The following is a 12,890-nucleotide window of genomic DNA, read 5'->3' as shown; positions in this document are numbered from 1 at the left end:
CGGTCTGGTAGCGTGCCCGATCCGAACTCTGGGAACGCTCCCAGATGGTGACCCCCTCTGGAGGCCCCATGACCGCCTCGACCACGCCGGCCCGTAACTGGGCCGGCAACCTCACCTACACCAGCCCGCGTATCCACCGGCCGGCCAGTGTCGACGAACTCTCGTCCCTGGTTCGGCAGACCACACGGATTCGGGCGTTGGGCAGCGGGCACTCCTTCAACCAGGTCGCGGATTCCGAACACGACCTGGTCCGGTTGGACGCGCTCCCCAAGGAGATCGAGGTCGGCGGGGACACCGTCACCGTCTCCGGTGGCACCCGGTACGCGGACCTGGCCGCAGAGCTGCACCGGAGGGGGCTCGCGCTGGGCAACCTGGCGTCGTTGCCGCACATCTCGGTGGCTGGCTCCTGCGCCACCGGCACGCATGGGTCCGGTGACCGACAACGGTGCCTGGCCGCGGCGGTCCGCGAGATCGAACTGATGGGCGCCGATGGGGAGACGGTCCGGTTGGGCCGGGGCGACGACGCCTTTCCCGGAGCGGTCGTGGCGCTCGGCGCGTTGGGGATCGTCACCCGGCTCACCCTGGAGACCGAACCCACCTTCGAGGTCTCCCAGCGGGTCCGACTCGACGTGCCCCTGGACGAGGTCGCGGAGAACTTCGACGCTGTCTTCGGGGCCGCCTACAGTGTCAGCCTGTTCACCGACTGGCGCGAGCGAACCGGAAGGGTCTGGCTGAAGCGACGCGTGGACGAGCCCGGGGACGCGTGGTCCGGCGGACGTACGGCGAACGTTCCCCAGCACCCGGTCCCGGGGTGGCCCACCGAACCCGCCACCGAACAGCTGGACGTGCCCGGCCCGTGGTGTGATCGGCTGCCGCACTTTCGTCCGGAACTGCCCCCGAGCGCCGGTGCCGAACTCCAGTCCGAGCTCTACCTGCCTCGGGAAGCCGCTCCCGAGGCCTTCGCGGCGCTCGCAGAGATCGGCCATCGCGTCGCCCCGGTGCTGTACGTCGGGGAGGTGCGCACGGTCCGCGCCGATGACCTGTGGCTGAGCCCCGCTCACGGCCGCGACTCGGTGACCTTCCACTTCACCTGGCATCGGAACCCGGAGGCGGTGACCCCGGTCCTTCGGGAGGTGGAGGAACGGCTCGCCCCGCTGGGCGCGCGCCCGCACTGGGGCAAGCTCACGACACTGCGGCCCCTGGAGGTCGTCGGTAGGTACGAACGGGCGGCCGACTTCGCCGGCCTGCTGGAGCGCTTCGACCCGACCGGGAAGTTCCGCAACCCCTTCGTGGACTCCTACTTTCCCCGGTCCTGAGAACGGGAACGGGGCGGCCCTGTGACGGGCCGCCCCGTTGGTACTTCACACGTGCCCAGAGGTCCTCGACGGGATCAACCCTCGGCGTTCTCCGGGGTGTTCGTCGCCTTTTCCGGAGCGGAGTTCTTCCTGCGGCGGGCCAGGTAGGCGGCGGCGCCACCCCCGGCGGCGATCGCGGTGCCTGCGGCGATCAGGCCGAGGACGGGCACACCGGTCCGGGCCAGGTCGTCTTCCTTGCCGGGCTTCTCGTCGGCCGGGGCCTCAGTGTCCTTCTCGGGGTCGGAGCCGCCCTGATCGCCCTGCTCGTCCTGGTCGCCCTCGTCATCGGAATCCTCGGACTCATCGGGATCGGTGTCACCTTTGCCGCCCTCCTCGCCGCCGGTGTCGCCCCCGTCCCCACCTTCGTTCTCGTCGTCCTCCCCGCCTTCGTCTCCGTCGTCTTCCTCGGGCGGAAGGTCGCCTGCGACCCAGGTGTCCCCGATCCCGTAGGTGACGCTGAACCCCTCCTCGGGGAAGTCCACGACGAGTTCGAGGGAGTGGTGGGCGCCCCACAGGGGCGTGCCTTCGATGCTCTCCTCCCAGGGGGAGGTGTTGGTGACGAACGAGAACTCGGCGCCGATCTCGTTCACCTCCACGGAGCTCTCGCCCGCGTCGTGGACGAACTCCTCGTCGCCGGCCCAGTTCCGATGCGTCTCGATCGTGGTGCCGGTGAAGGAGGCATGGAGGACGGGCTCTTCGGAGGAACCCTCAGCGTTCTCCAAGCCCGGTCGGGAGACGCCACCGGAGGCCGCCTCACGCATGGCCTCGACGTCGCCCTTGGTGAGTTCGACGCGCAGTTCCTCGAAGAGCACACGTGAGAAGAGTTCGTCCGTGTCCACGTCCACCAGGATGCTGGTCCGGGAGTCGGCGAAGATCTCGTCCTCGTAGGCGTCCAGGTAGCGATAGGTGCCGTGGACGTCACCGCCCCGAGGACCGAACAACTGGATGCGGGCATCATCGGCGATGTGCGCCCGTGCGTAACCGACCTCTCCGGTGTCGGCGTGGGCGGGGGCCGCCGCCAGGGTGAGCGCGCCGAAGGCGATGAAGGCCACGGCGCCCTGGGCAGCGCGTAGGGAGTGTTCGGGGGATCGGGGAGCCAAGGAACCCTCACTTCGTCTCATCCGGTCGTTTCCGTTCCACGACCGGTGGGGGATGTCGCACGCGCACTGGAAGCGGCTGGGCTGCGGCGACGGCGAACGAGCACACCGGTTCTCACCGCATGGGCATTCGCCGACAATTGATGCTAGATCGGTAAAGCGAGATTAAAGCACTCCTTTGAGAGACGATCGGATAACTAATTCTCGTTTTCCGAAAGGAGGTGCTTGTAATGTTTTCCTATTGATGAGGAATTCGCGTGAACCGTTCTCGAAGATGGGCGTCTGAAGGCGCGTTCAGTCCCAGACCAGGCGGCGGGCGGTGGTTACTTCCAACGGTGCGCTGCCCTGGTGCGCGGCCAGTAGGGCCCGGCCCGTCTCGTTGCGCGTGTGCACCGCCTCGCCCAGGGAGACCCACCGGTTCCACGCCCGCTCGAAGGCCAGCGCCCCCTTCTTGTTGCGGGCCAGGGCCGAGGGCACCGCGTGCAGGACCGCCATGGTGGCGTCTTCCCCCGCCCCCTCGGTCGGTGTGGTGAGCACATGCCGGGGGATCAGATAGCGCGGGTCGCCGATCAGGGGCGCGAGGACCTCGTCCAGGGATTCGGCGAACAATTCCGCGGAAGCCGGGTCGGTCAGGGTGAACCGGTACACCCCGTCGGTGTCCACGTGCACACGTACCCCTCGCGCTCCGGTGTCGGACAGGTCCGCCGAACACAAGGCCTCGGCGACCGCGCACGCGTAGCGGGAGGTGTCCACCGGCCGGCGTGCCAAGGATCTGAGACGTGCGGCCTCTCGGTGGGTCCGGCCGAGAGCCCGCCACCAGTGGACGCCCGCGGCCGTACCGAAGACGAGGGCGAGCGCGATCGGCCACGTTGTGAAGGCCGTCGCCACCAGGCACACGGCCATGAGCGAACCGAGCACCCATGTGGGAAGCAGGTCCCGGCCCGCGGGGAGACGTCGGGGCGTGGGCACGATACCCCGTTCGCCCACCAGCACCTCGGGTGGTCCGGGCACGGCCACGTCCACTCCGGCTTCCGTGGTCTCGGCCCGGCGCTCTCGCCGCTCGTACACCCGCAACGTCGGCAGCAAGGTGTCCTCGTAGCCGGTACCGAGCCGCCATCGGTCCCGGGTGCCGTCCCGATCGGTCGCCCGCTCCAGCATTCGCGTGTTGAGCGGGGCCGTCTCCGTGGGCGGTTCGTAGGGCGAGAGCTCGGGGTCCACATGCGCGACCCCGCTCATCACCGCACCGTCGGCGCCCACACCCAGGTAGCCCTCGTGTTTGCGCACGAACCGGTCCCAGTCGGCCGACCCGCGCGGATGTTCGTGGCTCACGCACACCACGGTCCAGGTGTGCGCGACCTTCTCCGGCCACTCCGGGTCCAGCCGCAGCGCACGCCCCCGGCTCTGCACCACGGCGGTGGGGGTGGTGGCGGTGGTCAGGTCCACCACCGTGTTGACCCCGCGCGCGTCCCACCCCTCGCCTAGCAGGGCACGCGTGCCCACCAGGACCTGGGAACGTCCGCTTTCCAGGAAACGCGTCACCACCCCCACCCAGGTGCGCGAGGACCAGGAACCCTCGACCACGTGCAGACCGTCCAGCTCACGGATGGAAAGGTCGGCCTTGGGCGCTTCCGCGCGGGCGAAGTCCAGCAGCGCCGTCGCGGTGCCGGCACCGGCGGCGACGGTGCGTCCGGTGACCAGAACGGGATCCAGGTCGCGGGTGCGAGGATCCTCGGCCAGCCGGGCCACCTGGAGCCAGGCCGAACCGGCGTCGTCGGCAAGCACCCCGCGCAGCGTCGCGGGGGTTCGGGCGGTGGCGCGCTCGTGGTCGCACAGCACCAGGGCGCGCAGTCGCGTTCCGACGGCGTCCCGTTCCGTGGCGAGGATGTCCACGGTGGCCAGGGACTTGGCGGAGCTGCGAGCCAGCACCCGGTCCACCGGTGAGGCGCCCCTGCGGATTCCACGGCGGGTCAGGTGGTATCCCACGGAGGGCAGGGCGGCGCGGATCCGTTCGCGTGCCTCCTTGTCCTGTGGAGTGTCGGGGTCCAGGCAGTGGTGGGCGTAGTCCCCGATCAGCCTCGTCCAGTCCTGCGCCCGTGGCGGGTGCCGATGTTGTTCGTACACGCGGGCGCCGTCCGGTCGGGCGATCAGCCCCTCGTGGTGCAGCCGCAGCACGGCGTCGGTGAGTTCGGGGTCGTCCGTGGCGAGGGTCCCCCATCCCAGGCGCCCACCCTCGGCGGTGTCGCGGGAGACGAAACGGGCGTCCAACCAGGGCAGGAAGTCGGTGCTCGCGAACCCGGGTTCGAGCAGGTCGGTGCACATCGTGCTGAACCGGGTGCCCTGACCGGCGAGGTACTCGTGTTCGGTGAGGGCGGGTTCGACGACGTACACGAGCTCGGCGAAGGGCGCCAGGTAGCCGTCGCGGACCAGGGCGGGAATGGACGCGCCGGTGATGGGCGATGCGAAGAGTCGGTCGACGAGATCGCGTTCGGTACCGGTGAGACTGCCCGCCGGTGTGCCGGTCAACCCGATCACGTGTGCGTCCGGGAGTTCGTCGAGGATCTCGGCGAGAAGACGACCCCACACCTGCAACAGGTGATGGCACTCGTCGAGCAGAAGGGTGAGCGGGCCCGCGTCGTGCAGGGCGTCGATCAGGGCGCGGCCGTTGGGGTGCAGCCGGTCACTGACGGGGGTGGGTGAGCGTCCCTCGTCGTCCGTTTCGGCGTCGGGGTCGAAGACCGCCAGGGACTGGTAGGTGAGCACGTTGACGGCGTCCCCCAGTGAACGGTCACCGCCGGCGTCACAGCCCTTGGGGCGTTCGAAGGATTCCCAGTGCCGGATCCACTGGCCCTGGATGGCGGTGTTGGGCGCCAGCACCACGGTTCGGCGTCCCAGCCTTCGGGCGGCCTCCAGCCCGACGAGGGTCTTGCCCGAGCCCGGCGGGAGCACGATCCAGGTCCGCCGGTCCCCACGGCCCCAACGGCGGTCCACCTCGTCGAGGGCGGAGAGTTGGTAGGGACGAAGCTCCCCGGGCCAAGTGGCCTCCGCCATCGTCATCGCCGTTTCGGACATCCTCCCAGGGTAGGTGGGAGGGTTCCGAACCCACCGGTCCGGGGCCGGACGCGCAGAGGGCCCCGACGCGTCGACGTCGGGGCCCTCGGAGTCGGGTTCGTTCAGACGGCCGGGGCGGGGGTGCGGCGGGCGGCGTACAGGAACACCGCCAGCGCGCCCACCGCGGTCAGCAGCATCACCGTGGTCATGCTGCCCAGGGTGGCGGCGCCGGTCAGGCCGGCGGTGGCCGCGAGGCCGGAGCCCACCGCGAACTGGAGCGTGCCCAGCAGCGCCGAGCTCGTTCCGGCGATCTCCGAGGGCTGCCCGGAGAGTGCCATCGCCGTGGCGTTGGGCGAGATCAGCCCGGTGAAGAGCATCATCACGAACAGCGCGGCGGTGACGTTCAGCAGGTCGGCGTGCCCGGAGACCGCCAGGAGACCCATGACCAGCACCGAGGCGATGGCGCCCAGGAGCCCCACGCCCAGCCGACGGCGCAGCTCCATCCGTCGGATCAGCGCCACGTTCACCTGGTTGCCGAGGATCATCCCGAGAGTGGTCACCCCGAAGACCAGACTGAACTGCTGGGCGGTCGCGTCGAACTGGTTCTGTGAAACGAAGGAGAACGCCGAGATGTAGGTGAAGCTCATCCCGAAGCTCAACGCCAGGACGGCGGTGGGTGCGATGAAACCGGGGTCGCTCAGCAGTCGAACGAAGGTCCGGGCGAGCACACGCGGGTCCTGCCTGGTGCGACGCTCCTCGGGAAGGCTCTCCGGGAGGGAGAAGTACACCAGCGCGAACGTGAGAGCGCCGGCCAGGCCCAGCGTCCCGAAGATCAGCTGCCAAGGGCCCAGGTACAGGAGCTGCCCTCCGAGCAGCGGACCGAGCATGGGCGCCAGCCCGGTGACCAGCATCAACCGGGAGAAGAAGGTGGCGGCGGTGTCGCCGTGGAACACGTCTCGCACGACCGCGCGGGACACCACCAGGCCGGCCGCCGCGGCCAGCCCCTGCACGAACCGCAGCACCATGAACGTCTCGGTCGACGTCACGAACATGATCGCGAAGGTCACCGCGGTGAACACACCGGTGCCGACCAGGAGGGGCATACGGCGCCCCCAACGGTCGCTGAGAGGACCCGCGACCAGCTGACCCAGGGCCAGGCCGGCCATGACGGCGGTCAGGGTGAGCTTCACCCGGGATTCGCTCGACCCCAGGTCGGCGGCGATCTGCGGGAGTGCCGGCAGGTACAGGTCGGTGGCGAGCGGCCCGATCGCGGACAGCGCGGCCAGGACGAGTACGAGCAGCGTCGTGGGCCGCGTCGGAGTCGCGACGGCGGTGTCCGAGCGCACGTTGGTGCGTACGTTGGGGCCCGCGTTCGGGCGCACAGTGGTCAGGCTCACGAGCCCTCCAGAACAGGGTGGAAGAAGGTACAGGGCGACCCGGGGGTCGTGTGTTGGGTCGGCGCCGTGAGCCACCTTCGGGTGGGGCACCTGGGATGTGCCCGACGTGGGGACACTTCCGCGTGCAACGGATGTCCAAGGGATGGTGATCCCGACTTGACCAAGGATTCCGGGTGATCCGAACCACAGGCCCACAAACCCTGCCACTGCGGGTTTCCCGTATCCGTGAGCGCGCTCACCCACCTGCTCGTCGGGTCGCGGGGACGCCCTTCATCGCGTGTCGGAGCCGATCGAAGCGGGCGTTGTGCTCAGGACTCCGAGGATGGAAGGGGTGAGGCCGCGCGGGGTCGACCGGTCGCCGGCTCGGGAATGTGCCACCCGAACGATTCGGCGCGGGACCCACCGCGCTCTCCGAGGAGACGTCGGCTCTCCGAGGGACGTCGCCTGGGACCGGTGCCCGTCACGGTCCCAGGCGAGTGGTCAGCTCTGGTCCTGCTCCGAGGCCGCGCGCAACCGGGCGTCCTCGGCGGCACGGGCCGCGCGGCGCAGTCGGTGCCAGGCGGTGGCCCACCGCAGACGTTCGCCCTCGTCGGTGCCGACGCAGGCGGTCACGAAGGCCATCAGGAACACGTAGCCGGGGAGCTCGGTGCCCTCAAGGGCCCGGCGGAACTTTTCGGCGCTGACCACACCGCCGCACTTGTACTCCAGTTCCAGGTAGGACCAGTCACCGGCCCAGGCGAGGTAGCGGCGCATGGTCAGCAGGAACTCCGCAGGGTCGCGGGCGTCCCTGGGGTTGGGGCGCTGCTCCGATTCGGAGTGGGCGTCGGTCGTGGGCGTGCTCATGAGGTCGACCCGGACGCGGGCCACCCGACCGGACCTGTACAGCGAACGGTTCGGGCCTGTCGGTTCGAGGAGGTCTGGGACACTCACTCGGTCTCCTTTTCGGCTGTCGTGATGACGGCCAAGGGCATGGAAAGGGTGCTCCCGCGCTCGTACGACACGAGCGCGGACAAGGGTGTTTCGTGAACGTCGACCGTCGGATTGGGATGTTGTGGCGGGAACACCGACCGATCGGTTACAGGGAAATGTACCGGATGAAGAGGACGCGCGAAAGCGCTTGCCGCCCAGGTTCACGGGAGGCGTACGTCTCTCTCGGGCAGGGGGGCTTCGGTACGTGACGTCCCGTTGAGGACTTTTCCAGGGAACCAGAGCAAAGGTGATCTGGTGTATCGACAAAAACGTCTGTAATGTCGGTAACTTTCTTTTCCCTGTTCACTCTGGCGTGTCGAGGAAACGATCTTTCTCGTGGATAGAATTGAATGTCCGAAACTGGATATCAGGCCAGGCCGAAACTAGGGCTTCCATGGTCGGTGCTCCCACCACGAACGGTCCCAGGTCAGGGGCTCCACCAGAGGGCGGTCGCGTCGTCCCGGACCTTGCCACGCGGGAACCGGAGGCCCGACGGGTCGGCCCCTTCCAGGGCGCGCACCCGCTTCAGCAGGGCATCGGGGCCCTGCTCCCGGGCCAACGCGAAGATCTCGGACCAGGAGAGGTCCTCGAAGACCTCCACCGACCGGCTCGCCCCGTCGGTCATCGCCAGGAACGGCGCCCGGGGCAGCGTGCCGGTCAGCGCCTCTTCGGCGGCCCGTGGATCGGCACCCGCCGTCCAGAACCCGTTCGGAACGTTGCGCCAGGCCCTGATCGCGGTACCCGGGCCCACACGTGGGCGCAGGTCGTCGAGACGCGTGTCGGCCACCACCCGGGTTCGGCCGTCGTCCTGGGACAGCAGCACGGAATCGGACAACACCAGGTACTCCAGGGCGTCGTCGTGCACACGGACCGCGACCACCGTCGCCGAAGGTGACTCCTGAACGGTGAGGTCGCAGGTCCCCGCGTGCGCGGCGGACACGGCCGTGATCGCCTCCGCCAGCGCCTCGCGCATCGGGAGGCCGGAGTCCACCCCCGCCAACAGCAGGGCCCCGAGCCTGCGCGTGTACCAGGCGACCCCGTGCGAACAACCGTTGTCCTCATCCTGAGGGGCGCTGACACCATCGAGCAGCACAGCGGACGTGGTGGTGACCGCGGCGAAGTCCTCGTTGGGATGGTCGGGGGCACCGGCTTCGGTGGCGAGGAGGAAGGGCACGGAACGGTCCTACCCGGGACAAGAGCCCGCATCCGTGCCGGCGGGGTCGTCCGGATCACACCGGCCGACCCCGCGTGGACGATCGGTTCAGCGCACCAGGACGGTGGCGTGGATGTCCAGGTGTCCCTGCTCCCACAACCAGTCCATGGCGGCCAGGCTGACCCGGGCGCAACCTCTGGAGGCCGGCTGCGCGGGGACGCTCGGGTAGCCGTGCACGGCGATGCCGCCGTTGAAGTACTTGGGTCGGTAGAGCGCTCCGTAGGGTCCTGGGTCCCAGGAGTCGACCTCACGGAAGACCGGGTAGGAGCCCTCCGGGGTGACGGCGATCCGCTCGTCGCCGTCGGAGCCCTCGTAGGGCTGACCTGAACCGGTGGAGGTGTGGATGACGCGCTGGACCTCGCCGTCGGTGACGACCAGAAGCAACTGCCGTTCCAGGTCGATCTCCACCACCGAGCCGGAATCGGAGGAGGCGGAGGGGACGGTGCCCTCGTCGAGGGCACCGCGGGTGGCCGGGCCGACGATGCCGTCCCGGTCGATGCCGGCGGCCTTTTGCAGGGCCAGGACCGCGTGTTCGGTGTGCATGCCGAACTCGCCGTCCGAACCGTCGATCCAGTAGCCGAGTTCGTTCAGCCGTTCCTGGAGGGCGCGCACCTGCTCACCGGAGTCACCGGGCCGCAATTCCGAGGTGATCGCGGTGGCGGACGGGGCCGGCGCGGAGGTGGGGGCCGGGGCCGGTACGGCGTGCGCCGGGGAGGCGATCAGGGAGGTGCCCAAGGCCAGGGCACAGGCCGGGCCGAGGAGGAGGGTCGTTCGGACGGGGTTCCTGGCGAAGAGTGATCGAGGGGAGACCATACGTTCCATTTACCCACAGATTCGGGTTTCCCGTGTCTTCGCCCCGGAACCTGTGGACAACTCGAATCGACCCCGAATCGACGTCGCAGGTCGTGGCGTTCCAAGCCCGGCGAATCGAGACGCATGGCCCGTGGGGACGGTCGATCGACGGTCACCCAAGGCGCTTCAACCCGGTACCACGACCATTCGTCCATTCGCCCATTCGCCGGCCCGACCCACCGACCGGCCCGCCCAGACCCGGGACACCGGGTCGGGGCGGGAACTCAGACGAACTTGGAGCTGCGCACCGGTCCGGAGGTCATCGAGGGCAGCCTCGGTCCGTCCGCCCACCTCCGTGCCACCGCCTCGGTGAAGGGCACCACCTCGGGGTCGCCCTCCCGCGGTTCGACCGCGACGATCTCCTCGGCGATCTCCTCATCGGGACGCTCGTCGACCGGGTCCCGGACGAGATCGCCGTCCACGACGCGGAGGCTTCCGCCCCAGGGAGGGTTCACGGTCTGGTGCAGCACCGAGACCACGTCGGCGGCGACACCGGGTGGATCGGACCAGCAGGAAGCGTGCTCGAACAGGACCTGACCGGGCGAACGAGGAACGAGGGACCGACGAAGTTCCATGTCGGTGTCGGTGAGGTCGTAGGCCACGACCAAGGCGTCCGAGCGTTCCGGCTCGACCGGGACAACGGGCAGGTCGAGCAGTCGCGCGGTGGCGAGCCCCAGGATGAGGCTGGAGCGGTCCGGCAAGGGCATCACCGCGTCGGGAGCGTGACCGCCGGCGGCGAGTACCGCGACGAGGTCGGCGATCCCGGTGCGACAGCTCTCGTAGCCGTCGCCGAGGTAGGCGAATCGTCCGGCCATCCCCTCGTCGAAACCATGTGGAGAAATCCGGCCCAGGACGGCGCCCGTCAGCGCGAAATGCCATCCACGCAGATCACGATGGTCCATGGGACCGGTCTCCCGGGCCACCTCGGCCCTTTCCACCATGAGGGTGATCCGGTGGTGGGCCAGATCCCAGGACTCGTCCTCGGGGGTGGAGAGATGGTCGAGGAGCTCGCGTGCGACGTCGATGTCGCCGGAGCACAGCGTGTTGTACGCCAGGAGGTATCCGCCGGGCCAGTCCGGAAGTGGTCCGTCCCAGGTCCGTAGCGCGTGTACGGCGTCCTCGTGGCGCTCCAGGTCCTCCAGCGCCGAGGTGAGTTCCCACAGGATCGGGGCGGCCTCCGGCGCGTTCGCCCGGCCCGTTCGCAGCGCGGGGATCGCCAGGTGCGGCAGGCCCGCCTCCAGACACGCGTAACCGAAGTCGTGGCAGGCCTGCGGGGCGTCCGGTCGTTCCACCAACGCCTCCGCCGCCGTGCTGAGGTCGGGAAGGTTCGCCGCGCGTCCGACCGCGCCCACGAAGCGCCCGACGTCCGCCGGGCGGAGGTCGTCCGCCCCTCCACGTAGTGAGTTCACCGCGGAGCCCACGTCACCGGACTCCAAGGCCCGCCACGCCTGGTCGAGATCTGCCGTCAAGATGTCCCTCTCCTCGCTCAGGTCCGGCGATATCGGACCGCGTTCCACCACGTTCCGATGACCGCCCAAGGCACGGGGTTCCGGGGGAACACGTTCCCGAGGTCCGAGGGTACGAAGCGAGCCGAACATCAGTTCCGCGATGCGGAGATGTGGTGTTTTTGCCGAGAGTTGATGGCTCAGAGTGAGTGTCGGAGCGATTCCCGTTGCATAAAGGAGGGTCCGCGCACATTTCACCGAATGAGGGGAAGCGGATATGAGGATGACGGTGGGGCGGATGACCGTGACGATGGCCGCGGCCGCCGCGGGTCTACTGGCCGCGACGCAGTCGACGGTCGCGCACGCGGAGCAGACCGAGGGGATGGAGCCGACGGAGCAGGCCGAGGAGACCGAGGGAACGGGAGGAACGGAGGAGACCGAGGGCTCCGAAGGGGACGGCGGGCAGGAGGTCCAAGAGCCCGAGACGTTCACCAGCGAGTTCACGGTCGACGCGACCCCGGACATGGTCGTCGACGCCGAGAACCAGTCGGTCGACGGCGAGGAGGGCGCGACTGGGACCTACGGACTGCGGCTCAACAGCGATGAGGAGATCATCTGCTACGACATCGAGCTCTCCGGCGTCACCGAACCCTTCGAGAGCTCGGCCGATACCGCGACCCATCTTCACGAGGCGGCCGAAGGCGAGTTCGGTCCGCCGCGTGTGGTCTTCCCCGACCCGGAGGACCAGGGCGAGGGCACCTCGGTCGGCTCTGGTTGCGTGCAGGGACCCTTCACCACCGGTGAGGAGGACGCGGAAGAGGGCACGGACACCGGTGAGGGCTTCACGGTCGCCCAGATCGAGGAGAACCCCGAGAACTTCTACGTCGACACGCACACCGCCGACTACCCGGACGGGGCGGTCCGCGGACAGCTCCCGGCCGAGGAGAGTGGTTCCGAGGAAGGCTCCGGCGGCAGCGAGGGCTCCGGTGGTGAGGGCTCCGGTGGCGAGGGGGCCGGCGGTGAAGAGGGCAGCGGGTCCGAGGAGGGAAGCGGGTCCGGTGACGGTAGCGGCTCCGAGAGTGACACCGGCTCCGAGGGCGGTAGCGGTGGTGAAGAGGGTTCCGGCGGTGATACCGGCACCGAAGGCGACGGCACCGGCACCGGAACCGAAGGTGGTGAAGGTTCCGGTGGCGGCACCGGAACCGAAGACGGTGGCGGAAGCACCGAGTGACCGATCCACACCATGACGGCCGAACCTTCGGCCGCGAGGCGACGTGGCGGGGCCCCGAACGATCGGGTCTCCGCCACGTCCATGCGAGGACGGACCGAGAATCCCTGATCCCCTAGATGAGTGATTCCAGGGGGTGGAGGTGGCCGGGGCGGGTGGGGGCTCTGGTTCTTGGGGGTTGTCGGGCGGGGTGGGGATATCGGCGTGTCCACACCTTGAAGTAGCACCTCTGGGCGTTACCGGCACCGCCGGCACTAGTGCCCACGACGGCCGCCCGACCTACCGG

Annotated in this window: 9 protein-coding genes; 2 read left to right on the top strand and 7 right to left on the bottom strand. The window is 69.3% G+C overall.

The window, feature by feature from the left end; all coding sequences use genetic code 11:
- The first annotated feature begins 68 nt into the window (after positions 1 to 68).
- A complete protein-coding gene (locus NLI01S_RS01780) occupies positions 69 to 1,316 on the top strand; it encodes a D-arabinono-1,4-lactone oxidase (protein WP_067598054.1) in 1,248 nt (415 codons plus the stop codon).
- A 74-nt stretch (positions 1,317 to 1,390) separates the two neighbouring features.
- On the opposite strand, the gene NLI01S_RS01775 is transcribed toward NLI01S_RS01780, so the two are convergent.
- From NLI01S_RS01775 to NLI01S_RS01745, 7 genes are all read right to left on the bottom strand, one after another.
- A complete protein-coding gene (locus NLI01S_RS01775; RefSeq protein ID WP_223809065.1) occupies positions 1,391 to 2,455 on the bottom strand; it encodes a hypothetical protein in 1,065 nt (354 codons plus the stop codon).
- A 291-nt stretch (positions 2,456 to 2,746) separates the two neighbouring features.
- Positions 2,747 to 5,521, bottom strand: a complete 2,775-nt coding sequence (locus NLI01S_RS01770) for a DEAD/DEAH box helicase family protein (protein ID WP_067598047.1) — start codon at positions 5,519 to 5,521, stop codon at positions 2,747 to 2,749.
- A gap of 101 nt (positions 5,522 to 5,622) precedes the next feature.
- Entirely contained in the window at positions 5,623 to 6,897 is a 1,275-nt protein-coding gene (locus tag NLI01S_RS01765) for a multidrug effflux MFS transporter (protein WP_067598043.1), read from the bottom strand.
- Positions 6,898 to 7,377: 480 nt separating this feature from the next.
- On the bottom strand, positions 7,378 to 7,827 hold the full coding sequence (locus NLI01S_RS01760; protein ID WP_067598040.1) for a hypothetical protein: 450 nt from the start codon (positions 7,825 to 7,827) through the stop codon (positions 7,378 to 7,380).
- 466 nt (positions 7,828 to 8,293) lie between these two features.
- A complete protein-coding gene (locus NLI01S_RS01755; protein WP_067598037.1) occupies positions 8,294 to 9,040 on the bottom strand; it encodes a protein phosphatase 2C domain-containing protein in 747 nt (248 codons plus the stop codon).
- An 87-nt stretch (positions 9,041 to 9,127) separates the two neighbouring features.
- Positions 9,128 to 9,892, bottom strand: coding sequence for a L,D-transpeptidase family protein (locus NLI01S_RS01750; RefSeq protein ID WP_067598034.1), 765 nt, complete (start codon positions 9,890 to 9,892; stop codon positions 9,128 to 9,130).
- A gap of 263 nt (positions 9,893 to 10,155) precedes the next feature.
- Entirely contained in the window at positions 10,156 to 11,400 is a 1,245-nt protein-coding gene (locus NLI01S_RS01745; protein ID WP_067598421.1) for a hypothetical protein, read from the bottom strand.
- A 274-nt stretch (positions 11,401 to 11,674) separates the two neighbouring features.
- On the opposite strand from NLI01S_RS01745, the gene NLI01S_RS26190 reads away from it, so the two are divergent.
- A complete protein-coding gene (locus NLI01S_RS26190) occupies positions 11,675 to 12,607 on the top strand; it encodes a CHRD domain-containing protein (protein ID WP_223809064.1) in 933 nt (310 codons plus the stop codon).
- Positions 12,608 to 12,890 lie beyond the last annotated feature (283 nt).

Source organism: Nocardiopsis listeri NBRC 13360 (assembly GCF_001570765.1).
In the GTDB taxonomy this organism is placed as follows: domain Bacteria; phylum Actinomycetota; class Actinomycetes; order Streptosporangiales; family Streptosporangiaceae; genus Nocardiopsis; species Nocardiopsis listeri.
This window is presented reverse-complemented; position numbering and strand designations above follow the sequence as displayed.